A 24691-nucleotide genomic window follows, 5' to 3' on the forward strand; every position below is an offset into this window, starting at 1 on the left:
GTATACGAAGAGGGGACGAAAACGCCATTAAGGCGATTCGTCCCCATATTTTTTTGCATAATGCGAGAGCGCCAGAAGCGGCCAGATATACCGGTAACTGTGATAGTGTACGTAAAAATACCCCGGCAGCCCGGCCCCGGTTGGATAGGAGGAGGGCCAGCCGTCCTCATGCAGCAGTTCGAGCAAACGGGCGGCGCCGCGTTCGAGCTCGGGCGTCGGCCGGTCGTACACCGCGATCAGCGCATCCAGCGCCCAAGCGGTCTGCGAGGGCGTGCTGGAGCGGAGCGGCACGAACCGCTTCGCTTGATCGCTGCGGCAGGATTCGCCCCAGCCGCCGTCGGCGTTTTGGATGCTTCGCAGCCAGTCGGCGCTTTTGGCGATGGACGGGTGGTCGGCGGGCATGCCTACCGCCATCAATCCCGTTAATGCCGCCCAGGTGCCGTAAATGTAGCAGATCCCCCATCGACCGTACCAGGACCCGTCCTCCTGCTGGTGGCTTAGCAGCCAGTCTGCCCCACGCGCGACCCAATCGTGGCGTACGCCCAGCTTGGCGTAGTTGCCCAAATACTCCAGCGTCCGCCCGGTCAGGTCCGCTTCCGATGGATCGGTGGCCGCGGATTTCGCTCCTTCGATCGCCAGCCAGGTAAGCATGACCTTATCGGTATTCTTCTCGAAAGCCGGCCAGCCGCCGTCGTCGTTTTGCATCGACCAGATCCAATTCAGCCCGCGGTTCCACGCGTCTAGGGCAGCGGGATCGTCAGCGTGCAAGGCATAGAGGGCGCGCAGGGCGGCCGTGGTGTCGTCGACGTCGGGGACGAACGTATTCGTCTCCGAGAAACCCCAGCCCCCGGGCACGATGCCCGGATTATGAATCTGCCAATCGCCCGGTTTACGATGCTGACGTTCCCTTAAATAATCGGCGGCCCGTCGAACGGCCGTATGGGAAGGCGGGACCCCTGCTTCCTGCAAGGCATAGGAGAGCAGCGCGGTATCCCAGACCGTGGAAGGGGAGTTCTGGATCGTGGTATACTCGCTTTCGCCAAGGCCGCTGTCGCCGTCCATCGTAAACTTCATGTGAGCTAAACCCTCGACGGCCCGCTGGATAACCGGATGCTGCGGCTCATAACCAAGCGCCAGCAAAGCGAAGATCATCAGCACCGTGCAGCTGGCATAGGTGTATAGCGTTCCGTCGCTTTCGATCCTATCGAGCAAATATTGCTCGGCTTTATGGATCGCCGCTTGCCGAATGCGCCGCGGCGTACCGACCAAATGGCCCAGCGCCGATTGGAACTGCTCAAGCAGCTCCCGGCTCTCGCGGGACAGCGGCAGCGCCTCTCCTTCCGAACCGCGGTCGCCTAGGAACAGCTCGCTCAAATCGGGCGTCCGCGCGGACCTGGCGCGAAAATTCCGCTCGGCCATGATCAGAAGCGGAACGAGATGAACCCGCGAGTAACCGGAGAAATCGTAAAAATTCAGCGGGAATGACTCGGGCAACAGCAGGATTTCGATCGGGATCAGCGACAAGGACGAGGGCCATGCCCTCTGTCCGGTGGCCGCCAGGATCGCTTTCGTAAGCAGGCTGTTCGCCTGTCCGATGCCGCCCCGTTCCAGGATGTATCGCTTCGCCCTTTGCAGCGCTTCGTCCTCCGGCCGGCTGTACCCGGAGAACAGCAGGGCGTAATACGCCTCAACCGTGGCGGACAGATGGCCTTCCCCGTCGTCGCGGTACCATCGCCAGCCGCCTTCCGGCTGCTGGGCGGCCAAGATGCGGTCGTGCAGCTGACGGATCAGCTCCTCCCGGTCCGCATTTAACGTGCGAAACAGGATAATCGTGCACGCATCAAGGGTAATGCCGTTTTCGAAGCAAAACCGCCAAGTGCCATCCGCTTCCTGCCGCTGAATCAGTTCCTCGGACAATCGGTGAGTTTCCCTCCGAATGTCGGCGATGTTCTGCGCCATCCTTGCTCCCTCCTTGTCACCGTCACCCCATTATATGAGGCCCGAAAGGAGGGCATGATCGGCGGTACCGGACTATTCTTTCGCCTTCGGGCCGAAGACCGGCGCTAATCTTGATACGGACAACTGCTCGCCTAAACCGAAATATTCGCAGAAATTCATGATCATCGGCTTCCATTTGGCGGGGTCGATATAATTCGGATGTCCGTCCATGAGCAGCCGCTCGTCGACATGAACCCGAGTGATCCGCGCTTCGATGGCGACGAGCGAGCTCGGTTCTTCGAACGGATGGATTCGTACGAGCTCCGCCTCCAATTGAACGGGGCATTCCCGGACCCGCGGCGCCCGCACGAGCTGCGATGTCACCGGGGTTAAGCCCGCGACGCCAAACTTGTCGGCATCGAACCGGTAACCGTTCGATGCCTTCGACTCCGGCACCGGATTTCGGCCGGTGAGCAGCGTTAATCTTTCGATGGCGGGAATAAGGTCGGTGGAGGGAAGGTTTAAGACGCACTCGTGCTCGCGTTGGAGATTGTGTACCGTTTGGGATTTGGCGCTCATGCCCAGCATGCAGGATCGGTTCAGCCACCAGGCGGAGGACATCGGGGCCAAGTTGGCCGTTCCGTTTTCGTTGCGGGTGCTGATCAGCACGACGGAGGTGCCGAAGTAAAGGATGTTCGGTTGGATGGTGGTATGCATGGTTTTGTCACGACTCCTTACGTTCATTCTCGGAAATGGTTCTCAAAGTTTAGCATAGGAACCGAAGCTTGTGACCGGTTTGGGAATGAGACCGCAAGATCGCGAAATGGTGCAAAACATGGCGGATTTCCGGTATAGTAGACGAATAGTAACGTAGAGAGGGGAACCTGCTTGCGATGACGACAAGACTCTATTTTGACGATGCATATTTGACCCGTTGGACAACCCGCGTCAAGGACAGGCTGGAACGGGAGGATGGCGTTTACGTCGTGCTGGAAGAAAGCGCCTTTTACCCGCATGGAGGAGGGCAACCGAACGACACGGGGCGAATTGGAGACATACCCGTACTGGACGTGATCAGTGAAGGCGACGAGGTGCTGCATAAGGTGGAGCGTATCCCGGAAGAGCTAGAGGTAGGCTGTGAAATCGACTGGGACCGTCGGTTTGACCATATGCAGCAGCATAGCGGGCAGCACCTGCTGTCGGCCGTATGCCGCGAGCACGGGGCGATGACGCTGAGCTTTCACCTGGGATCGGATTCCTGCACGATTGACGTAGATCGGACGGATCTGCCGGCGGAGCTGCTTGCCGCCATCGAGCGCGAGGCCAATCGGCACATCTATTTGAACCACAGGATCACCGGCTACTTTGTCACTGAAGAAGAAGCCTCACGGCTGCCGCTGGTAAAGCCGCCGAAGGTGGTAGACCGCGTCCGCATCGTCGAGATGGAGGGCGTGGAATACAACGGTTGCGGAGGGACGCACGTATCGGGGACCGGCGCAATCGGGATGATTAAGCTGCTGAAGACCGAGAAGCAGAAAGGCCATGTGCGGATTTTCTTCAAATGCGGATACCGGGCTCTGAGCGAGTTTCAGGAGCAGCAACAAGTGCTTGGGGCGGTGACCGCCAGATTGAAAACGGGCCGGGACGGCATCATGGAGCGCTTGGACAAATGGGAGGACGAGCAAAAGGGGCTGCAATCCGAGTTGGACGCACGAAAAGAAGCTATGGACGAGGTCACGGTAGGGCAACTGCTGGCCAAGCAGGAAGGCGGGCGGATCGCCCACATCTTTGCGGACAAGCCGTTGAAGGAACTGCAGAACCTGGCGCAGAAGCTCATCGCGCAATGCGATGCGGGGGTGCTGTTGGCGACGGAAGCCGAGCATAAGGTGGTGTTGGCCCATAGCGGCCGTCTTCCATTGTCCTGCAGCGCATTTTTCAAGGAGCATCTGGCTTCTTACGGCGGGAAAGGCGGCGGCAGCGACAAGCTGGCGCAGGCCGGCTTCAGTAGTTGGCCTGAAGCGCTGGCTTTTTACGAGTTTGCCGAACAAGCGTTGTTATAGGGAGAATTGCCGCTGTCAGTGCGGGAACTCTCGTATCAGTCCGATAAAACGATGGGCCGCTGGAGACAGCGGTTCATTTTTTCGCGTACAGACCGAAATGGAGTTCATTAAGTCGACGTTCTCCACGAACACCCGGCTCAATTGGCCGCGCTCCACGTAATCCCTCACAACCAGCGCCGAAACAAAGCTGGCGCCATACCCAGCGATCACCGCTTGGATGGTTTCGTTTAAACCATTGAATTGCAGGGCGATTCGCGGTGACGGGGCATTATAGGTGCGGCACAACGCCATGAATCTCTCCCGGGTGGAGCTGCCGATCTCCCTCATAACGAACGGCTCCTTGACCATGCTATGCAAGCTGACGCGTTGACCTGCGTACCGGTGCCGAGGGGAAACGACGAACCACAGCTCGTCCCTGAACAATTCCTCCGCTTGCACGGATTCGGGATACGCCTCCGGCAACCCGCCGTAGATCGCCAAATCGACCTCCAAGTTCAGCAGTTGGTTTAAGGCATCCGTCGAATTTGTGGTGTTAATGGTCATTTCCGTATGTTCATAGCGCGTTTTGAATTTCGCGATCCAAGTCGGGATAAGAAAATGAGCGGGCAAATAGGTAGCGGCTAATCGGATATGGCCTAGCTCCCCGGCTTTGTAATCCTCTATAAATCGCTCGATCTGCTGCTCTACGGCAAACAGCCGCTTGCTGTGCGCAAACAGCTTTTCGCCGCCGTCGGTCAGGGCGATGCCGCGTCCCTGCGCTTTTAACAGAGGAAGATCCAACTCGCGTTCCAGCTTCTTGATCTGAGCGGAGATGGCCGGCTGGCTGATGCTCAGCAGCTCCGAAGCGCGCGTGACGCTACCCGTTTCGGCGATAACGTGGAACAACCGCAAGGCGTGCAAATTCATGGTGTGACCCCCTCTCAATTCATAAATTAAATATATGGTATACACATAAAGATATATTATATTTATGGGTTGATTTCAACTACAATGACCTCAACAGGAAAAATACCACGCCAAGGAGCTGAGGCAGGGATGAACATCGAGAAGTCTTTCTACAATTACGATAAGCACGGGACGAATTACGCGGGGTACCGGCGGACGGATCCGCGAATCGAGCGGCAAGTGCTCGAAGCCTTAGGCCAAGCGAACACGATCATTAACGTCGGCTCGGGTACCGGCTCCTATGAGCCGAAGGATCGGTATGTCGTCGCGGTCGAGCCCTCCGCGGTCATGCGGGGGCAGAGGCTCGCGCGGGGGGCGGTTCCGGCCGTGAACGCCTGGGCCGAAGCGCTCCCTTTTGACGATGGGGCATTCGATGCAGGAATGGCGATGGTGACTGTTCACCACTGGCTCGATATTCATAAAGGGCTGCGGGAGCTGCGACGGGTGGTGCGGGGCAACGTCGTCGTCTTGACCTTTGATCCGGATGCGCTGGACTCGTTCTGGAATGCGGAGTATTTCCCGGAACTCCTTGAAGCGGAGCGGCGGCGTTACCCGAAACCGGATGAAGTGCTTGAAGCTTTGGGGGGTTCCGGTCATATCCTTCCGGTGCCGGTCCCGGCGGATTGCATCGATGGATTCCAGGAAGCTTTTTACGGCCGTCCGGAGGCCTTCCTGGTGTCTGAAGTGCGCCAAGCCCAGTCGGCATGGCAATTCTTGGCGGGGGGAGTGGAGGAGCGGCTCGTGCATAAGCTGGCCGAGGCTTTGAAGTCCGGCGAATGGGATCGCAAATATGGGGCCTATCGGACACTGCCGATGCTGACGGGGGCGCTCCGGCTAGTCGTAAGCCGGGGATGATGAGGAAGGTAAGCGTCACGCCGTATGCCGTATGCAGTGACGTAAGCATCATAAAGAGCCGGGAGAATTCCCGGCTTTTTTTGTCGCTTGCCATTTACAGATGAATGAATTAACGGGAAATCGTACCTCTAATAGCTAAGGGTTTGTTCCGTCTCATTGAATAACTGGAAAAACTGCCTTTATTTTTAAAGCACACGGTCAATTCAGGCGAAATCTGCAGAAATAACGTTAGTTTTTCCATCTAATTAGGCCAAAACGGTCAAATTGCTTGAAAATAACAGGAGAAATTCCAGCTAATTGTCCCTATGGACGCGAAAACCACCCTGAAAACAATACCACCGACACCGTCAGCTCTCGACATTCTACCTCGGCGCCGTCATCCGCGGCTTCGGCCTCGCGTACAGCTTCAAACGCACCCAAAGCGTATTGATCAGCAGCAGGATACCGGAGATGACGAACAGGCCTTCGATGCCGATGTACCCGGCAAGAAACCCGCCGATCAGCGAGCCCATCATGTTGCCGAGGGCCAGCGTGCTGCTGTTGAACCCAAACGCCCGGCTCTCCATGCCGTCCGGAGTGTAGTAGCGGATCAGCGCATTGACGCTTGGCAGCAATCCCCCCATGAACACGCCCATCAGGAACCGGACGGCGATCAGTTGCCACACCGTTTGCACGAACGCCTGCGGGATCAGCGTAGCCGCCGCCCCAACGAGGCAAAACGTCAGAATGCGGTGCGCCCCCAGCTTATCGCTGACCTTGCCGAGAACCGGCGAGGTAATCATGTTGGAAATGCCCGTCACGGCGCTGACAAAACCGGCCCAGAATGCCACGTCCGCGGTCTGTCCGTGCAGCTTCTCCACGTATAAAGGCAGCAGCGACATCGGGCTCAGCATCGCGAATTGCAGCAGGAACGTCACGGCGAACAACGCGGTCAGCTGCGGCGTTTTGTTCAGCTCGAGGAAGCCCTGCAGCACGGAAGGCTGCGGCGTATGCATCGCTTCCTCGCGGTCGAATTTCTCGCGTACGAAGAGAAGCGCCAGCAGGGAGGCGATGAACAGCAGCGCCCCGGTAATGTAAAAAATCGGCCGGAACCCGATCCATTCCGCCAACAGCCCGCCAATCAAGGGCCCCAGGATCGTGCCGGCCACGTTGCCGGACTGGATCGTCCCCATCGCGAAGCCCATGCGCTTCTTCGGTGCCGTGCCGGAGATCAGCGCCACGGAAGCCGGGTTAAAACCGGAGATCGTCCCGTTCAGCAGTCTTAAGCCGAGCAGGTGCCAGGGTTGGGTGGCAAAGCCCATCAGGGTGATGACGATGGCCATGCCGAAGCCGGAGCGCAGCAGCATGATTTTACGGCCGTATTTATCGGCGAGCTTCCCCCAGATCGGTTGGAAGATAAACGAAGTGGCGAAATTGGCGGCAAAAATCATCCCGGCCCAAAGTCCGATCGCCTGTTCTCCCTGCACGTGCAAATCCCGGGCCAGATACAGCGAGAGAAACGGCGTGATCATCGTCATTCCGGCGTTGACGAGAAACTGCCCGAACCAAAGCACAATGAGATTGACCTTCCAGGTATTCAATGTGCTTTCACTTCCTTTCGCAAGGTCTCTAGGATGCATCAAACAAAAACAAAGTTATACTAGTATACCACTATGGGAAAAGCCGGTCTGGGGCATTCTTCATGCCATCTTCATCCGATTGTCATAGGTTCGCCACGTTGTGATAGTTGTTACTTACTTTTAAGTAGGGCATAATGTAAATTAGAATGTTTATAGTGTAGCTTATATATTCTTATCAAATGGGTTCTACGAGTATTGGAGGCGTGCGGCTTGGTTTACAATGATCGCTTGATCCGGGCCCTGCGGAAGCAGGAGGTGGATCACCTTCCGGTTTGGTACATGCGCCAGGCGGGCAGGTATGATCCCGAGTACCGGAAAATCAAAGAGAAATACAGCTTATTAGAAATTTGCCGGCAGCCGGAGCTGGCGGCGGAAATCACCATGATGCCCGTCCGCAAGCTTGGCGTGGATGCGGCTATTTTGTATTCCGACATCATGAATCCGGTTGCTTCGCTTGGCGTTGATTTCGATATCGTCAAAAATATCGGTCCGGTCATCGAGCAGCCGATCCGTACGCTGGCGGACATAGACCGGCTTCGGCCCATCGACGTTCACAAGGATCTATCGCATATTTTGGAGACGATCGCGATTTTGGACCGGCAGTTGGACGTTCCGCTCATTACCTTTGCCGGCGCGCCGTTTACGATCGCCAGCTACTTGATCGAAGGACGGCCGTCTAAGAGCTATATCCGCACCAAAGCGATGATGTACGGCGAACCGGAGGCCTGGTTCAAGCTGATGGACAAGTTGGGCGACATGGTCATCGCTTACCTGCGGGCCCATGTTCAAAGCGGAGGCAAGGCGTTCCAACTGTTCGACAGCTGGGTGGGCGCGCTCGCTCCTAATGATTTTAAGCGGTATGTACTCCCGACGATCACCCGTATTTTTGCCGAACTTCGGGATTTGGATGTACCGAAAATCTATTTTCCCGGCGTGAGCTCTGGAGAACTGCTGCCGACGTTAACCGGCATCGACGCCGACGCCGTTGGGCTTGATTGGCGCGTATCGATTACGGAAGGCCGTAGCCGGACGGGCGGTAAGTTTGCGATGCAGGGCAATTTGGACCCCTATATCCTGACCGCGCCGATGGACGTCATTAAGCAGCAGGCCAAGGAAATTATCAACGATGGCTTAACGGCCCCCGGGTTTGTGTTTAATCTGGGACATGGCTTGTTCCCCGAGGCTTCCCTCGAGAAGCTGCGGGAGCTGACGGAATTCGTGCATGCGTATTCCGCCGAAGCGATCTTGCATCAACCAACGCCGCGTGCGTAATGCTAAACCACATACATGAGAGCAACTCAATATCGACTAGAGGTGAACTGGAATCGTGAAATCGAAGATCGGAGTGTTGGTGATGTCTTACGGCACGCCGCAAAGTCTGGACCAGGTCGAAGCGTATTATACGCATATCCGGCGGGGCCATCCTCCAACCGCGGAGCAGCTCCAGGAGCTGGTGGGCCGTTATGAGGCGATCGTAGGCGGAGTGTTCCCGCTGCGCGCCAATACCGACAAGCAAGTCGCCGCGTTGCAGGACACGTTGAACGGGATGACCGCGGACAAAGACACGGAGTTCGTATGTTATCAAGGACTGAAGCATGCCCATCCGTTTATTGAGGACGGCGTGGCGCAAATGGCGGAGGACGGCATCCGCGAAGCGGTCGGCATCGTGCTTGCGCCGCATTATTCCGTCATGAGCATCGGCGGTTACATCAAACGGGCGGAGGCCAAGGCGCAGGAGTTGGGCATCGCGATGCGCTTCGTGGAGAGCTATCATCTGCATCCGAAGCTGATCGAAGCTTTTGCCGCGCGGGTGTCCGCCAAGCTCGACCAATTCAAGGAAGCCGGCGCGCTGCGCGACCAGGTCCGAGTGCTCTTCAGCGCCCACAGCTTGCCGGAGAAAATCCTGCAAATGGGCGACCCGTACCGGGATCAGTTGCTGGAGACGTCCCAGGCGGTCGCCGAGAAGGCCGGCGTGACGAACTGGCAGTTCACCTGGCAGAGTGCAGGCCGTACCGCCGATCCGTGGCTGGGACCGGATATTCTGGACACGCTCAAAGACTTAAGCGAAGAGCAGGTGGAAGACGTGCTGGTCGCTCCGGTGGGCTTCGTATCGGACCATCTGGAAGTGCTGTACGATTTGGACATCGAAGCCAAAACGATCGCCAAAGAGCTGGATATGCGGCTGGAACGGATCGAATCGCTGAACACCGAACCTTTGTACATGCAGGCGCTCGGCGACGTCATTATCAAATCTTGGGAAAAGAGATGAGAGGGCATGCGTGATTCTTCACGTCAGGTTGTCATAATCGGCGGGGGGCTGACCGGCCTGTCCGCGGCCTTTTACGTACGCAAGTTTTACAAGGAGCGGGGCATCACCCCGCAATTGACGCTGCTGGAAAAAGGCAACACCCTTGGCGGCAAAATCGAAACGCTGGAGAAGGACGATTTTGTGATCGAAAAAGGTCCCGATTCCTTCCTGGCCCGCAAGACGGCCATGACCGACCTGGCGAAGGAGCTGGGGCTGGAGGGCGAACTCGTGTCCATGAACCCCGACGCCAAGAAGACCTACATCGTCAGCGGCGGCAAGCTGCATCCGATGCCGTCCGGGCTGGTGTTAGGCATTCCGACGGAGCTGGGGCCTTTTTTGCGCAGCAGCCTCGTCTCTTGGAGCGGCAAAGCCCGGGCGATGCTGGATCTGGTGATGCCGGCGCGGCAAAGCGAAGAGGACGAGTCGCTGGGGGCCTTTATCGAACGCCGGCTGGGGGCCGAGGTGCTGCAGAACGTTACGGAGCCCCTGCTGGCCGGCATTTACGCGGGCGATACCTACAAGCTTAGCCTGCAATCGACCTTCCCGCAGTTCGGCGAGGTCGAACGGGCTTACGGCAGCTTGATCAAAGGCATGATGACCGGCAAGAAGCCGGTGGAGACGCACACGGGCACGAAGCGTAGTGCTTTCCTAACGTTCCGCAAAGGCTTGCAGACGTTGGTGAACGGGCTGGTGTCGTCGCTGTCCGACGTCGACTGCCGCCTGGAGACCGAAGCGGTGGAAATCCGCCGCACGGGACCGGAAGCGTACGAGGTCGTGCTTGCCTCGGGTGAAGCGATTCCGGCCGAGGACGTCATCGTTACCATGCCGGCGTTTGCCGCCGCCGAGCTGCTGCGGCCGCATGTCGATGTGGCTGCGCTGGATGCGATCAACTACGTGTCCGTCGCTAACGTCGTCATGGCCTTTGATCGCAAGGACGTTACCGGACTGTTCGACGGCTCGGGTTTCCTGGTGCCGCGGAAGGAAGGCCTGAGCATTACCGCCTGTACATGGACCGGCATCAAATGGCTGCATACGAGCCCCGACGATAAAATGCTGCTTCGCTGCTATGTCGGCCGCTCAGGCGACGAGGAGAAGGCGGCTTTGCCGGACGAGGAGCTGACGGAGCTCGTGCTCGGGGATTTGAAGCGGCTGATGAACATTACGGCCCGGCCGCTGTTCACGGAAATTACCCGCCTGCCGAAATCGATGCCGCAGTATCCGGTTGGCCATCTGCAACAGGTTGCGGACCTAAGCCGCCAATTGGAGGATTCGCTGCCCGGCGTCTACGCGACGGGGGCGGCCTTTTACGGCGTCGGCCTGCCCGACTGCATCAAGCAGGCGAAGGAATTGGCCGAGCGGATGGCGGATCGATTGAAGGTCGCCCAGGCATAAACGGCCGGCCGGTTGCAAGACTCGACATAGGACTTCCTGACCCCTTGCCCGCAAAATAGGCGAGGGGTTCTATTTATTTACGGATACCTGATATAATAAAATCAAACGGTCGGCTTTTGATCATGAAGGAATCGACATCGAAGCTTCATCGAAACGATAGATCAACGCAAAAAGGAGTCCGTAATGTATCCACCAAGGTCGGAAAAAAACAAAAAGAAACAGCAGGAAAAAAGGCGGCGGCAAAACCGGATTTGGCTCCTGCTTAACTTGACTCTCATCACTTTGATTTTCGTGCTGGGAGCTTACTTTTATTTAGAGGAACGCACGGGGCAGGCCGGTCCGGAGGCCGGAACGGAGCAACTGCCGGGCATCTCGGGCGGAACCGTGCCGGACGAAGGCGATGCAAGCGCCGGAAATGCGCCGAATGCGCAACCGGACGAAGGCGATGCCGCGCAAACGGAAACGGAGAAGGGGAGCGGGCAGGATAACGCCCAAGCGGGCGACGCCTCTCCCGGAGAAGGGGATCCGGCCGGCGAGGGAGAGAACGGCTTAGCCGCCGATCCGCCGCCTAGCTCGGACTCCGGTCAGGAGGATGGCGCCGATGCGGAGCGGCTGCTGATTCATTTTGCCGGGGACACGATTTTTTCCGGGAAGGTTGAGGAACGGCTGGAGAAAGCGGGATACGATTCTCCTTACGAATACGTCCGGGGATTGTTCCAGAACGACGATTTAAGCGTATTGAATCTGGAGACGCCGGTGACCGCCGGCGGAGATCCGGCGAAGGATAAAACGTTTGTTTTCAAGTCGCCGCCGAAAGCGATCGGACCGATGGCCCAGGCCGGCGTGGACGCGGTCAACTTGGCGAATAACCATGTATTGGACCAAGGCGTTGCCGGTCTCCAGGATACGATGAAAACCTTGCGGCAGCACCATGTGATGTATGTCGGCGCAGGCAAGAACAGCAAGGAAGCCTACGCTCCGGTCTATCTCGAGCGCAAAGGGATCAAGATCGCCCTGTTCGGCTTTAGCCGGGTGGTACCGGAGCCGGGGTGGGTCGCCGGAAAGAGCAAGCCGGGGGTCGCCTCGGCTTACGCGCCGGAAGCTGCGCTGAACGCCATCAAGGCGGCACGCAAGAACGCCGACCTGGTGCTCGTGATGCCCCATTGGGGCAAGGAGCGGACGACGAAGCTGGAGGACCATCAGCAGGAGCTGGCCCACGCGTTCATCGATGCCGGCGCCGATTTGGTCGTCGGCGGCCATCCGCATGTAATGCAAGGGCTGGAGCAATACAAAGGCAAATGGATCGCCTACAGTACGGGCAACTTTATTTTCACCAAATCGAAGGATCCGAAGACGTGGGAAACCGCGGTGTTTGCTGCCTCTTGCACGCGCGGCGGGGATTGCGGGCTCAAGCTGATCCCGTACCGCACCGAGTTGGGGCAACCTGTGCCGATGAGTCCCGAGGAAGGAAGCCAATTGCTCAAGGAAATAGAGAGTTTCTCGCCGGGGGTGCGGATTTCGGAGGACGGCGAAGTGAGCGCCTCCAAGACCGGGCGGGTTCAAAAGTCCGGATTACCGCTGCTGGTAAAGGATCGGACTTAATTGGATGGATCGTTTCCGATAGGAAGGAGGCGAGAGATTGCGTAACCCATGCGTAGCCCATCGCGGCTTCTCCGGAATCGCTCCGGAGAACACGATGGCCGCGGTCCAGCTCGCCATGCAGCAGGAGGATGTCCGCTGGATCGAAGTTGATGTACAATGTTCAAAGGACGGCGTGCCTTTGTTGATTCACGATTTTACGCTGAACCGCACGACAAACGGCCGGGGACCGGTCAAGGACAAAACCTGGGCGGAGCTGCAAGCGCTGGATGCCGGAAGCTGGAAGTCCAAGGCCTACCGCGGGGAACGCTTGCCCAGCCTCGATGAATTTCTGGAGGCTGTCGCCGGTCGGCTGCACGTGAATCTGGAAATCAAGACCGAAGGCAACAAGTACCCGGGTCTGGAGGAAAAGGTCGTCGCCGCCGTCAAGCGGCGGCATATGGAGCATGAGGTCGTGTTAACTTCGTTTGAGCCGCGGATCCTGGCGAAGATCAAGGAGATCGGCCGCGGCATCCGCACGGGCCTGATCATCGACCGGCAGCCGAAGGATTTGCTGCTGCGGCTGAAGCTGTTGCATTGCTCTTTTTTATCCATTCATTATCGATCGTTAACCGCAGAGCTGGCCGAAAAGGCGTTCAAGCACGGGATCGAAGTCATGGCCTGGACGATGGATGACGTGAAGTCGCTGCGAAAGGTTGCGGCGCTGCATCCCGGCATCCTGCTCTGCACGAACCGGCCGGATGTTTGGCGCCAAGCGGCCGGATGCGGGAATACTAATCATGCGATTGTGAAACCACAATCCCTTGGAGGAGAAGATGACGATGAGCAAATTGATCGCTAATGTATACTGCGTGGGCCGGAATTACCGGGCGCATGCCGAGGAGCTCGACAACGAGGTGCCGACCGAACCGATGATCTTTCTGAAACCAACGCATGCGGTGACGACGATGGACGGCAGGGGCCTGGAGCTTCCGGCAGACCGCGGATCGGTGCATTATGAAGCCGAGCTGGTGCTTCGCATCGCCCGTGATTACAAGCCGGGGATGACGGTCGACGAATTGGTGGACGTGATCGCGTTTGGAATCGACTTCACGCTGCGCGACGTGCAGAACATCGTCAAAGATAAGGGCAATCCGTGGACGCCGGCCAAAGGTTTTCTCCAATCGGCGCCGATCACGCCATACATCGCTTTCCCCGGCGCAGCGGAAACGGCGAACGAAGATTTCGTGCTGCGGAAGAACGGCGAGGTCGTGCAGCGCGGCAATATCAGCCGGATGATTTTCCCGTTGCAGCAAATCGTTGATTATATCGCCGAGCATTATGGACTGGGCGAAGGGGATTTGATTTTTACCGGAACGCCTGAAGGAGTAGGTCCGGTCGTTCAAGGGGACAAGCTGGAATTGTCCTACGGCTCCCAAATGCTGGGCAGCTGCACGGTCGCTTCCGGCCCTTCGGCCAAATGAATATGAATTGGATCGTAGGGGCGCTATGCGCCCTGATCGTGTCTGGAGCCGCCTATAAGAAGCGATCGTTATCCCTATCCGGCATGCTGGCCGCGTTCGTCATGGGAACCGTGTACTACGGGGCCGGCAATTTGTTCTGGTTCGGGATCTTGCTGCTGTTTTTCGTCAGCTCGTCGGTTTTCTCGCATTTTCGCGGCGATCGGAAGGCGGAGCTGGAGAAATCGTATGCCAAAAGCGGACGCCGGGACGCCGGACAGGTGTTGGCGAACGGCGGGCTGGGCATGCTGGCCTGCCTCGGCAACCTGTTCTGGCCGGATCCGGCGTGGGCGTACTTTTTCGTCGGAACGATGGCCGCGGTGACTGCGGACACGTGGGCGACGGAATGGGGCGGCCTCAGCAAACGCGAGCCGCGCTCGATCCTGAACGGCCGCCGGGTTCCCCCGGGAACGTCGGGCGGGGTGACGCTGCTGGGCAGCGCGGCGGCGCTGGCCGGGGCGGCGTGCATCGGCGGGGCCGCATGGCTGCTGCGGATGTGGACGGGGGACGACGCTTATTCCGAGGTAGGTCCCGCGTTGCTGGCGCTGGTGAAATGGGGGCTGATCGGCGGAATTTCCGGCTTGGCCGGAGCCTTCGCCGATTCCTGGCTGGGCGCGACCGTTCAGCACATGCAGCGCTGCGTCGTATGCGGCAAAGAGGTTGAGGTGGCGGAGCATTGCGGTCAGGGCACCGTGCATTTGCGGGGTTACCGTTGTATGGACAACGATATGGTGAATTTACTCAGTTCCCTGGCAGCCGGGTTCCTGGCTTGGGGAATCGGGATGATAGGATAAAGTAGGGGTTAACGAATGAACATACTGACGGTGGAACAACTGACGAAAACTTATGGGGAGAAAGTGCTGTTTCAGGACGCTTCCTTCGGCATGGACGAAAACGATAAAATCGGCGTGATCGGCGTCAACGGGACGGGCAAATCCACGTTCCTGAAGGTGATCGCCGGCCTTACACAAGCCGATTCCGGCAAGGTCGCCATCAATCGGGACGTGCGCGTGACGTTCCTGGCGCAAAATCCCGAATATGCCCCGGACATTTCCGTTCTGCGCGGCGTGTTCCAAGGCGGCGGATCTGAGCTTCAGGTCGTGTCCGCCTATATGGAGGCCGAGGAAGCACTGGAACGGGAGCCGGGGGATGTCGCACGGCAGGCGGAGCTGGCGCGGTTGTCGCAGGAGATGGATCGGCTGCAAACGTGGACGCTGGTCAGCGATGCCAAAAGCGTGCTCTCCAAGCTGGGCATTTCCGACTTCGCCCAAAACATGGGCAGCTTGTCCGGGGGCCAACGGAAGCGCGTCGCGCTTGCTTCGGCGTTAATTCTCCCGTCGGAACTGCTGATCATGGACGAGCCCACCAACCACATCGACAATGATTCCGTCGCTTGGCTGGAGACGTATCTCCAGAAACGGCGCGGGGCGCTGCTGCTCATTACGCATGACCGTTATTTTCTGGACCGCGTCTGCAACGTCATGCTGGAGCTGGACCATGGCCGGTTGTTCCGCTATGAGGCGAATTACAGCCGTTTCCTGGAGTTGAAGAGCGAACGCGAGGAGCGCGAAGCCGCTTCCGAGCAGAAGCGGCAAAATCTTCTGCGTAACGAGCTCGCCTGGATCCGCCGCGGAGCCAAAGCGCGCTCGACCAAGCAGAAGGCGCGCATCGAACGGTTCGAGCAGCTGCAGGCGGCGAAGACGGAATATAAAAGCGACCATCTCGAAATCTCGGTCGCTTCGACCCGGCTGGGTCGCAAAATTTTGGAAATCGAAGGGCTGCGCAAGTCCATCGAAGGCCGGCTGCTCATCGAGGGGCTGACCTATACGGCGGTGCCGGGCGATCGCGTGGGCATCGTGGGGCCCAATGGCAGCGGAAAATCGACGCTGCTGAACATGATTGCCGGGCGGATTGAGCCGGATGGCGGCGAAATCGTGCTGGGCCAGACGGTGAAGCTGGGCTATTTTACCCAGGAGCATCAGGAAATGGACAGCCAGCAGCGGGCGATCGAATATGTCAAGGAAGCGGCGGAAGTGGTGACGACGGCGGACGGTTCGCGGATTACCGCAGCGCAAATGCTGGAGCGCTTCTTATTCCCGCCGGACATGCAGTGGACGCCGATCGGCAAGCTGTCGGGGGGCGAAAAGCGGCGGCTTTATCTGCTGCGCGTATTGATGGGCGCACCGAACGTATTGCTGCTGGACGAACCGACCAACGATCTCGACATCCAGACACTCACCGTGCTGGAAGCGTATTTGGACGAGTTCCCCGGCGCCGTGTTTGTCGTCTCCCATGACCGCTATTTCCTCGATCGGACCGTGGATAAAATCATGGCGTTTGAGGGAGGCGGCGTAGTCGCTGTGCACGTTGGCGATTATAGCGACTATGAGGAGCGGACGCAGCAAGCGGGCGGACAAACCGCCCCGGATTTGCGCAAAACGGGCACCGACCGGTCTGACCGGAGCGATGCCGGGCCGCAAGCCTCGTCGGGCAGCCGCGACCCGGGGCGCGGAGAGAAGCTGAAGTTCAGCTATAACGAGCAACGTGAATACGAAACGATCGATGCCACCATCGAAGCGGCCGAGCAGCGCCTTGCGGCGATTTCCGGGGAAATGGAATCCGCGGCGAGCGACGCCGTCCGCCTGCAAGAACTGATGCAGCAGCAGCAGGAGGCGGAGGCCGAGCTGGAACGCCTGATGGAACGCTGGACGTATCTGAACGAGCTGGCGGAGAAGATCGAAGCCCAGCGCAATTCGTAAGTTGCGGAAGGATCACCATTGACCCTAGATCCCCGTGAGCCACTTCGGTAGTATAGTTCTTTGTTATTTCAGTTGACCTTCGCGTGAACCGATTCCGCGTCGGCCATTTCGGGCATAACCCAAATTTCCATGCTGGTCGTATCCGGTTCGTGGCTCGCATAACGCTCGATCGAAAAGGGCTTGACGGTAATGCCGTGATTCGGCAGCCAGGTGCCAAACAGGTACTGTTGGGCTTTGTACAAAGCGTCCATCACGAAATGCGTGAAATCTTCCGCCGCAAAAGAACAAACGATGTATTCGCCTTCCGCAAGCGTCCAGGCGGCGAACCCTTCCGGGGGCTCGACCACGTGTGCTTCGGCTCCCGCAAAGTAACGATAATAGCCCGGTTTCGTACCTGGATAAGCGACGCCAAGCTCGTCCCCGCCGGCTTTCAATTCGCGAATCCCCGGTTTCTTCTCGTGAAAATCGTCCCACAACAAGCCCAACGTATCGATGCCGGTTGCTCCGCTGCCGGGCAGTTGCCCAATCGGCTCCTCCACGGACAGACCGATAAAATACTCGGTCGCCGGCGATCGACGCCGCGCGATTTCGATCATGATGCCATCGACGACCAAAGGGACATTTTCGTCAACCGTCGTGTAATTCAGCAGCAATTGGGGTTTCGCGAAGCGGTTCAACCCGACCGGATTGGCCCGGTATTCCTCCGGCGTAAGGCCAAACGCGCTTTTGAAGGACCGGGTAAAAGTTTCGTGGGAGGAAAAGCCGAAATCCAAAGCGACGTCCATGATCCGCCGGTCATTCAAGGGCAGGGCTTCGGCGGCTCGGGCCAACCTGCGCTGCTTGATGTATTCGCTGACCGGCTTTTTGATGAGCCGGCGAAACAGCCGCTGGTAATAAAACGGCGACAACGCCGCCATTTTAGCCAGAGCTTCGATTTGCAACTCCTCGGAAAGATGTTCTTCGATATAGTCGATCGTGAGTTGGATTTGTTCCCATGCATGCATCCTGCGCACCTCCTTGTGAATAGATTAACATGGAAGCGGTAGTGGCGGCTTGACGCCCTCTGCTCTTATTCAGCAAAGCGTTCCGGCGGGAGAGAGTAATCTATTTCTACCGATCTATGCTATAATACTATCGAATGTTTTTACAAGGTGATAGGCAGGTTCATAGTTCTCTCTGTAAACTCTTCGCCCGACGAAGGGTCTTTCTTTTTTTCGGTCGATGGACGGACGGTTGCCTGCGAAAATTTATGAAAAAGAAGTGATAACGTGGCAAGCGCAGCAATGAAAGCATCAACGCATCGCTTTTTGGATCGGCATTTCTCCGGCCAATCGATTGATTACCGGCAAATTATCGCACTCATTCTCCCGATTTTGATCGACCAGGCGTTTATCATCGGCTTGAACCTGGTGAATACCGCCATGATCAGCTCCTCCGGGGTAGCGGCGGTGAGCGCCGTCAATATGGTTGATTCGCTGAATATTTTCTTGATCAACGTATTTGTCGCCGTGGCCACCGGCGGGACGGTTGTGGTGGCACAGTACAAGGGCAGCCGGAATGACGCGATGGTATCCAAGGCCTCCTCCGGATCCGTCTCCTCCGTCGTGCTGCTGGCGCTTGCCATCAGCCTGCTGATCATCGCTTTGCATATGCCCACCTTGAACCTGTTGTTTGGTTCAGCGGAGGCCGACGTGTTTCAGAATGCCAAATCGTATCTGATCGGCAGCAGCCTGTCGTTTTGCGGGATCGCGATCGTCGAGGCGGTATGCGGGGTGCTGCGGGGGATCGGAAAATCGCGGGCCTCCTTGATGTTGTCGCTGATCATGAACCTCACCTATGTGGCCTTAAACTTTGTCCTGATCCATTTGGCGGACATGGGCATTATGGGGATGAACATCTCCGTGAACGTGTCCCGATACCTTGCCGCGGCCTGCGCCATTTATTATCTGGTCAAGATGGACGAGTCGCTGAGGGTTCGCCTGCGGGATATGCTGCAGGTCAACTGGACGATGCTCAAAAAAATCCTTTCGATCGGCATGCCGTTCGCGGCGGAGCAGATGTTCTTTAACGGGGGCAAAATTCTGACGCAAATCTTCATCGTCAGCCTGGGCACCTACGCCATCGCCGCAAATGCGATCAGCGCTTCGCTGGCGATGGTGATTCAAATTCCGGCCAACGCATTGTCTATCGCGATCGTAACCGTGGTTGGGCAATGCATCGGCCGCCGGGAGATCGAGGACGCCCGGAAGCTGACTCGCTCGTTTCTGTGGCTCTCCTCGGCGACCTTCGTCGTCATGGGGCTGATCATCCTTCCTTTGTACCATCCGCTCGTATCGCTGTTTCATCCGCCGGCGGAGATTGTGGATGAGATCTTCACGATCGTGCTGATCAATACGATCGCGCAAATACCGTTGTGGGCGATCAGCTTCATCACGCCGTCGGCGCTGCGCGCGGCCGGAGACGCGAAATACACTTCCGTCGTATCGATGTTGTCGATGTGGCTGTTCCGCGTCGTGCTTGGCTATATTTTAGGCGTGGTGCTGCCGTTTGGCGTCGTTGGCGTCTGGCTGGCCATGGACATCGAATGGGGGATCCGCGGCTTGATCTTCCTGCGCCGCTTCCGCGGAACCAAGTGGTACCGGCATCGACTGGTGGAGGACTGATAAATATTTAGTATTGATTTGCATTCGATTTTTCGCATAAAAAAACCTTTAAGCCTTCACACCGGCCCAATCGCGGGCAGGTCTCGGCTTAAAGGTTTTTTACTTGCTTAGCACAGCACGCCGCTGGCCACCGACATCATGAGCTTGATGCGGTTGATCTGGTTCACTTCGCTCGCGCCGGCGTCGTAGTCGATCGCCGCGATATTGGCGTCCGGATACAGCTCCTTCAGCCCTTTGATCATCCCGCGCCCGGTGATGTGGTTCGGCAGGCAAGCGAATGGCTGGATGCAAACGATGTTGTTCACGCCGTGATCGAGCAGCTCCATCATTTCCGCGGTGAGGAACCAGCCTTCACCCATCTGGTTGCCGACCGACAGCAGACGTCCAGCCTTCTCCGCCAGCTTGTAAATGCTCTCCGGCGGGTTGAGATAGCGGCTCGCCTCCAGCGCCTGTTTCATCGGTTTACGGTACATTTCGATGTAGCGGATGACCATCGGATTCAGGAGGCCCAGCATTTTGCTCTTGCCGAGGTGATCCGCCTTGTAAATCGGGTTGTACAAGCAATAGAACATGAAGTCGAGAAAATCGGGCACAACCGCTTCGCCGCCCTCGGCTTCGATGACCTCCACGATTCGGTTATTGGCATCGGGATGGAACTTGATCAGGATTTCGCCGACGATGCCGACCCGCGGTTTGACGGCCCCCGATTGCGGCAACGCTTCGAACTCCGCGACCATGCCTCGGATATGCTCCTTGTATTCGGCATAAGAAAACTCCCGCAGGGAATGCTTGCACAGCACCATCCATTTGCGGAACAGCAGCTCGGTATCGCCGGCGTTCCGCTCGTACGGACGGAACCGGTACAAGAGCCGCATCAGCAAATCGCCGTAGCAGGCCGCCGCGATCAGCCGGTTGATCAGCTTCAAGTTCAGCTTGAATCCCGGCTGGCTTTCGATGCCCGTCGCATTCAGCGAAATGACCGGGATTTGCGCCATTCCCGCTTCTTTCAGCGCTTTGCGCAGCAAAGCGATATAGTTCGTCGCCCGGCAGCCGCCGCCGGTTTGGGTCAGAATCACCGCCGTCCGGTTCGGGTCGTAGTCGCCCCCGCGCAGCGCCGCCATGATTTGCCCAATCGTCACGATCGCCGGGTAGCAAGCGTCGTTGTTCACGAATTTCAAGCCTTCGTCCGTCGTTTGCTTGCTGGCTTTCTCCAGCACTTTCAGCCGGTAGCCAGCTCCGCGGAACACCGTTTCGAACAGTTCGAAATGAATGGGCGAGAGCTGCGGGGCGAGGATCGTGTAGCCGCTTTTCATTTCTTTGGTAAAAGCGGCCGGCGAGACGGGTACGGACACCGTCCGGGCCGTAACCTGCGAAGCTTCACGTTCCTTCATCGCCGCAAGCAGCGAGCGCAACCGGATGCGCGCTGCCCCCAGGTTGCTGATTTCATCGACTTTAATCAAGGTGAACGTCTTGTGGTGCCGCTCCAAAATGTCCTGGATCGTATCAGCGGTGATCGCATCGATGCCGCAGCCAAACGAAGTCAGCTGCACCAGCTCCAGGTCGTCCCGGCCGCTGACGAAGTAAGCCGCGCGGTACATCCGCCCATGGTACGTCCATTGATTGACGACGGGCAGGGGATGTTTCACGGTGCCTAGGTGGCATACCGCATCTTCCGTCAACACCGCGAGCCCCATCCCGGCAATCAGATCGGCGATGCCGTGATTGATCTCGGGATCACTGTGGTACGGATGCCCGCAGAGCACGACGCCTTTGGCTCCGGTCTCCTCCAGCAGCTTCAGCGTCGCTTCGCCTTGAGCGCGGATATCGCTGCGGGCCCGCTCGGCTTCCTGCAGCCCCGCATCGACCGCCGCCTCCAGTTCGTTCGCCGGAATGTGCGTGAACGTGGCCTGCAGGGTCTTTTTCAAAGCCGGCACATGATCGATATTCAGGAACGGACTCACCAGCGGGATGCTTTGCTCTTTCAACCGGTCCATGTTGGTCCGGATGACCTCGGGATACGAGGCTACGACCGGACAGTTGAAATGATTGTCGGCCGAAGCATCTTCCTTCTTCTCGTAAATGACCGCAGGGTAGAAGATAAAGTCGACCTTGCTGCGGATGAGGCTCTCGATGTGTCCATGCACCAGCTTGGCGGGATAGCAGACGGACTCTGACGGAATCGTCTCCATGCCGGTTTCGTACAGCTTTTTCGAGGACCTTGGCGACAGCACGACCTTGTACCCCAGCTTCGTAAAAAACGTGTGCCAAAACGGGTAGTTTTCGAATAAATTCAGCACCCGCGGCAAGCCGACTGTCCCTCGAACGGCCTTCTCTGTCGGGAGCGGGGCGTAGCTGAACATCCGCTCGTATTTATAATCGACGAGATTGGGGAGCGAGCTTTTGAGTTTTCTCTGCGTTGCGCCCCGCTCGCAGCGGTTACCGCTGACGTGGAAGCTTTTGTCGGGAAACCGGCTGATCGTCATGGCACAGTTATTGCTGCATAACGAGCAACGGGCATGCGAGACCTCGTAGGTGAACGAGTGCAGCTCCTCGCAAGGCAGCAGGCTGCTGTGACCTGCTCCGTCATATTGCTCCCGGGCCAACAGCGCGCAACCATAGGCGCCCATAATGCCGGCGATGTCGGGACGAACGGCTTCCCGGCCGGTGAGCAGTTCGAAGGCACGCAGCACGGCGTCATTGTAGAAGGTTCCGCCCTGCACGACGATCCGGCGGCCGAGCTCCTCGGGATTGCGGATTTTGATCACTTTTTGCAGCGCGTTCTTTACGACGGAATATGCCAGGCCGGCCGAAAGATCGGGCAAGGAGGCGCCTTCCTTCTGCACCTGCTTGACTTTGGAGTTCATGAACACCGTGCAGCGCGAGCCGAGATCCACCGGTTGGACGGCATGCAACGCCGCTTCGGCAAACTCGGCAATTCCGAGACCTAATGCCCCGGCAAAGCTCTCGAGAAAAGAACCGCAGCCCGCCGAGCAGGCTTCGTTCAGCAGCAAGCTATCGATCGCGCCGCCGCGGATTTTGATGCATTTCATATCCTGGCCGCCGATATCGAGAATGAAGTCGACGTCCGGCATAAAGCGGGCCGCCGCTTTATAGTGGGCCACCGTCTCCACCTCGCCGGCATCGATGCGGAAGGCGGCTTTCATGAGGCCTTCCCCATAACCCGTGACGCAGGCGCGCGCGATATGGCAGCTTTCCGGCAGCCGGGCGTACATTTCCTGCAGCGCCTCCGCGAGGGAAGCGAGCGGATTCCCTTTATTGCCGCGATAAAACGTATGTAAAATTTGGTCGTCGGCACCGGTCAGCACCAGCTTGGTCGTGGTCGATCCGGCATCAATGCCGAGGAAGCAGGGACCGCTGTAGCTTGCAAGCTCTGCGCGTGGCGCGGTCGCTGCATCGTGCCGTTCCCGGAAGGCCGCATACTCCGGATCATTCGCGAACAGGGGCGCTAACCGCTGCTCCCCGCTGGGAGCAGCCGTCCATTCGGCGTTCTCCATGCGTTTCAGCCAATCGCCGAGCGGAAGCGAAGATCCATCCGTGACTTGCAGGGCTGCGCCGATCGCGACGAAATACTGGGCATCGTCCGGAAACACGACATCGTCCGGTGCGAGCTGGAGCGTTTCGATGAAACGCACCCGCAATTGCGGCAGGAACGTGAGCGGCCCGCCGAGAAAAGCCACCTTGCCGCGGATCGGCCGGCCGCAAGCCAGCCCGCTGATCGTCTGGGTCACGATGCTCTGGAAGATGGAGGCGGCGATATCCTCGCGGCGCGCCCCTTCGTTTAGTAGCGGCTGCACGTCTGTCTTGGCGAACACCCCGCAGCGCGAGGCGATCGGGTAGATCGTCTCGCAGCGGGCAGCCCATTCGTCCAGTCCCGCCGGATCGGTCTCCAGCAGCGCGGCCATCTGGTCGATAAACGCGCCGGTCCCGCCGGCACAGGCGTTGTTCATGCGCTGTTCGATGCCGCCGCGCAAGTAAATGATCTTGGCGTCCTCGCCGCCAAGCTCGATCGCGGTGTCGGTTTCCGGTGCCAGCCGCTGGATCGCCTTCGTGCAGGCGACGACCTCCTGCAGAAACGGAATGCCGGCCAGCTCTGCCAGCTTGAGCCCGGAAGAGCCGCTGATGCAAAGACCGGCCTCCGCCTCGGGGAACCGGTGCATGACCTCCCGCCACAATCCTGGCACCGCCGTACGGATATCCGAATAGTGGCGGGCGTACGCCCGGTGCACGATGGTGCCTTCGTGCAACGCAACGATTTTTGCCGTGGTAGAGCCGATATCAAGTCCGATCTGCAGCAGCATGTAGTTCCTCCGTCCCTGTAGTCAATAACGTTCCTTCCATAACCGTGTTCCCCGCGGCAAATTTGTCCCGGATCGTCTGCAGGGATTGCAGGAATACCTGCAACTGTTCCTCGGGGAAATCGCCGAGGATCGTTTGGAAGATTTGGTTGCGTTTCGCAATCATCCCTTCGAGGACCGATCGCCCGCGATCCGTCAAATCAATCCAGCAGATACGCTTATCCGCCTCGTCCCGAACCCGGTCCAGCAGGCCTTCCTGGACCATTTTGTTGATCGCGATGGTGTTAGCGCTGGACGATAAACCAACCTGTTCGGCAATTTGCGAAACCGTGGATCTTCCGTATCGATATACCGCCAGCAAAATAAAAAATTTGCTTGGCAAAATCTGCTCCCCGTCGTTAAAAAATAATCGACCCATGCTGTGGGCGATATCCAGCGTCGTCTCGCAGATCCCAACGCACATTTCCTGATGCTCTTTCATCGTGTTTCCAGCCCTCCCGAACAGAAAAGTTTTATGATAAAACTTTATACTCAAACCATATCACCAACCGGGAGCGCCGGAATATTAAAAATGTAATAGGGACAAGGAAATCGGGATACGCTAGCCGCGAAAAAAATTTTTTAAAATCCGGTTGACACCCCTGCTACTCGGTGCTACAATGTACCTGTAATAAGCAATACTGAATAGCGGAGCGAGGTGCTCTACAAGCTATTCGGTTCCTTTTTCCCCAGGTACTA

Annotated in this window: 19 protein-coding genes; 12 read left to right on the forward strand and 7 right to left on the reverse strand. The window is 57.9% G+C overall.

The genetic code is table 11. The annotated features are described in order from the left end of the window. Positions 1-27 precede the first annotated feature (27 nt). Entirely contained in the window at positions 28-1959 is a 1932-nt protein-coding gene (shc, locus tag MJ257_RS12560; protein WP_240269582.1) for a squalene--hopene cyclase, read from the reverse strand. A gap of 72 nt (positions 1960-2031) precedes the next feature. Further along, positions 2032-2655, reverse strand: a complete 624-nt coding sequence (locus MJ257_RS12565) for a flavin reductase family protein (RefSeq protein WP_240269583.1) — start codon at positions 2653-2655, stop codon at positions 2032-2034. 176 nt (positions 2656-2831) lie between these two features. On the opposite strand from MJ257_RS12565, the gene MJ257_RS12570 reads away from it, so the two are divergent. Further along, entirely contained in the window at positions 2832-3998 is a 1167-nt protein-coding gene (locus MJ257_RS12570; protein ID WP_240269584.1) for an alanyl-tRNA editing protein, read from the forward strand. Positions 3999-4013: 15 nt separating this feature from the next. Here MJ257_RS12570 and MJ257_RS12575 read toward each other — a convergent pair whose 3' ends face one another. Continuing rightward, positions 4014-4904: a LysR family transcriptional regulator gene (locus MJ257_RS12575; RefSeq protein ID WP_240269585.1), complete on the reverse strand. Its 891-nt coding sequence runs from the start codon at positions 4902-4904 to the stop codon at positions 4014-4016. Between the two features lie 129 nt (positions 4905-5033). Between MJ257_RS12575 and MJ257_RS12580 the strand changes: the two genes are divergently transcribed. Next, complete coding sequence (locus MJ257_RS12580; protein ID WP_240269586.1) at positions 5034-5798, forward strand: class I SAM-dependent methyltransferase; 765 nt, start codon at positions 5034-5036, stop codon at positions 5796-5798. 362 nt (positions 5799-6160) lie between these two features. On the opposite strand, the gene MJ257_RS12585 is transcribed toward MJ257_RS12580, so the two are convergent. Then, a complete protein-coding gene (locus MJ257_RS12585; RefSeq protein WP_240269587.1) occupies positions 6161-7417 on the reverse strand; it encodes an MFS transporter in 1257 nt (418 codons plus the stop codon). Positions 7418-7627: 210 nt separating this feature from the next. Between MJ257_RS12585 and hemE the strand changes: the two genes are divergently transcribed. From hemE to MJ257_RS12630, 9 genes are all read left to right on the forward strand, one after another. Then, the gene (gene hemE / locus MJ257_RS12590) at positions 7628-8689 is read left to right on the forward strand and encodes a uroporphyrinogen decarboxylase (protein WP_240269588.1); all 1062 of its coding nucleotides are present in this window, start codon (positions 7628-7630) and stop codon (positions 8687-8689) included. A gap of 55 nt (positions 8690-8744) precedes the next feature. Further along, positions 8745-9686: a ferrochelatase gene (gene hemH / locus MJ257_RS12595; protein ID WP_240269589.1), complete on the forward strand. Its 942-nt coding sequence runs from the start codon at positions 8745-8747 to the stop codon at positions 9684-9686. A gap of 6 nt (positions 9687-9692) precedes the next feature. After that, positions 9693-11117, forward strand: a complete 1425-nt coding sequence (hemG, locus tag MJ257_RS12600) for a protoporphyrinogen oxidase (protein ID WP_240269590.1) — start codon at positions 9693-9695, stop codon at positions 11115-11117. 122 nt (positions 11118-11239) lie between these two features. Next, the gene (locus MJ257_RS12605; protein WP_240269591.1) at positions 11240-11383 is read left to right on the forward strand and encodes a hypothetical protein; all 144 of its coding nucleotides are present in this window, start codon (positions 11240-11242) and stop codon (positions 11381-11383) included. A 1-nt stretch (position 11384) separates the two neighbouring features. Then, positions 11385-12719 (forward strand): CapA family protein, encoded by a 1335-nt coding sequence (locus MJ257_RS12610; RefSeq protein WP_240269592.1) that lies wholly within the window; start codon positions 11385-11387, stop codon positions 12717-12719. 37 nt (positions 12720-12756) lie between these two features. Continuing rightward, positions 12757-13557, forward strand: coding sequence for a glycerophosphodiester phosphodiesterase (locus MJ257_RS12615; RefSeq protein WP_240269593.1), 801 nt, complete (start codon positions 12757-12759; stop codon positions 13555-13557). Continuing rightward, the gene (locus MJ257_RS12620) at positions 13538-14179 is read left to right on the forward strand and encodes a fumarylacetoacetate hydrolase family protein (RefSeq protein ID WP_240269594.1); all 642 of its coding nucleotides are present in this window, start codon (positions 13538-13540) and stop codon (positions 14177-14179) included. The genes MJ257_RS12615 and MJ257_RS12620 overlap by 20 nt, the downstream gene beginning before the upstream one ends. A 2-nt stretch (positions 14180-14181) precedes the next feature. Beyond that, the gene (locus MJ257_RS12625; RefSeq protein ID WP_240269595.1) at positions 14182-15009 is read left to right on the forward strand and encodes a DUF92 domain-containing protein; all 828 of its coding nucleotides are present in this window, start codon (positions 14182-14184) and stop codon (positions 15007-15009) included. Between the two features lie 15 nt (positions 15010-15024). Then, positions 15025-16974: an ABC-F family ATP-binding cassette domain-containing protein gene (locus tag MJ257_RS12630; protein WP_240269596.1), complete on the forward strand. Its 1950-nt coding sequence runs from the start codon at positions 15025-15027 to the stop codon at positions 16972-16974. A gap of 68 nt (positions 16975-17042) precedes the next feature. Here MJ257_RS12630 and MJ257_RS12635 read toward each other — a convergent pair whose 3' ends face one another. Further along, positions 17043-17978, reverse strand: coding sequence for an AraC family transcriptional regulator (locus MJ257_RS12635; RefSeq protein WP_240269597.1), 936 nt, complete (start codon positions 17976-17978; stop codon positions 17043-17045). A gap of 279 nt (positions 17979-18257) precedes the next feature. Between MJ257_RS12635 and MJ257_RS12640 the strand changes: the two genes are divergently transcribed. Then, a complete protein-coding gene (locus tag MJ257_RS12640; RefSeq protein WP_275693803.1) occupies positions 18258-19637 on the forward strand; it encodes an MATE family efflux transporter in 1380 nt (459 codons plus the stop codon). 107 nt (positions 19638-19744) lie between these two features. Here MJ257_RS12640 and MJ257_RS12645 read toward each other — a convergent pair whose 3' ends face one another. Together MJ257_RS12645 and MJ257_RS12650 are read right to left on the reverse strand one after the other, a co-directional pair. Further along, entirely contained in the window at positions 19745-23956 is a 4212-nt protein-coding gene (locus tag MJ257_RS12645; protein ID WP_240269599.1) for a 2-hydroxyacyl-CoA dehydratase, read from the reverse strand. After that, positions 23934-24434, reverse strand: a complete 501-nt coding sequence (locus tag MJ257_RS12650) for a MarR family winged helix-turn-helix transcriptional regulator (RefSeq protein ID WP_240269600.1) — start codon at positions 24432-24434, stop codon at positions 23934-23936. The genes MJ257_RS12645 and MJ257_RS12650 overlap by 23 nt, the downstream gene beginning before the upstream one ends. Positions 24435-24691: the final 257 nt, after the last annotated feature.

The organism is Paenibacillus timonensis (assembly GCF_022427145.1).
Lineage (GTDB): Bacteria > Bacillota > Bacilli > Paenibacillales > Paenibacillaceae > Fontibacillus > Fontibacillus timonensis.

Coding starts and splice junctions, on each gene's coding strand:
- MJ257_RS12620 (WP_240269594.1), top strand. CDS start 13,538: ATGAGCAAATTGATCGCTAATGTATACTGCGTGGGCCGGAATTACCGG.
- MJ257_RS12575 (WP_240269585.1), bottom strand. CDS start 4,904: ATGAATTTGCACGCCTTGCGGTTGTTCCACGTTATCGCCGAAACGGGT.
- MJ257_RS12570 (WP_240269584.1), top strand. CDS start 2,832: ATGACGACAAGACTCTATTTTGACGATGCATATTTGACCCGTTGGACA.
- shc (WP_240269582.1), bottom strand. CDS start 1,959: ATGGCGCAGAACATCGCCGACATTCGGAGGGAAACTCACCGATTGTCC.
- MJ257_RS12645 (WP_240269599.1), bottom strand. CDS start 23,956: ATGCTGCTGCAGATCGGACTTGATATCGGCTCTACCACGGCAAAAATC.
- MJ257_RS12605 (WP_240269591.1), top strand. CDS start 11,240: ATGAAGGAATCGACATCGAAGCTTCATCGAAACGATAGATCAACGCAA.
- MJ257_RS12635 (WP_240269597.1), bottom strand. CDS start 17,978: ATGCATGCATGGGAACAAATCCAACTCACGATCGACTATATCGAAGAA.
- MJ257_RS12580 (WP_240269586.1), top strand. CDS start 5,034: ATGAACATCGAGAAGTCTTTCTACAATTACGATAAGCACGGGACGAAT.
- hemG (WP_240269590.1), top strand. CDS start 9,693: ATGCGTGATTCTTCACGTCAGGTTGTCATAATCGGCGGGGGGCTGACC.
- MJ257_RS12565 (WP_240269583.1), bottom strand. CDS start 2,655: ATGCATACCACCATCCAACCGAACATCCTTTACTTCGGCACCTCCGTC.
- MJ257_RS12640 (WP_275693803.1), top strand. CDS start 18,258: ATGAAAGCATCAACGCATCGCTTTTTGGATCGGCATTTCTCCGGCCAA.
- MJ257_RS12650 (WP_240269600.1), bottom strand. CDS start 24,434: ATGAAAGAGCATCAGGAAATGTGCGTTGGGATCTGCGAGACGACGCTG.
- MJ257_RS12585 (WP_240269587.1), bottom strand. CDS start 7,417: ATGCATCCTAGAGACCTTGCGAAAGGAAGTGAAAGCACATTGAATACC.
- MJ257_RS12625 (WP_240269595.1), top strand. CDS start 14,182: ATGAATTGGATCGTAGGGGCGCTATGCGCCCTGATCGTGTCTGGAGCC.
- MJ257_RS12630 (WP_240269596.1), top strand. CDS start 15,025: ATGAACATACTGACGGTGGAACAACTGACGAAAACTTATGGGGAGAAA.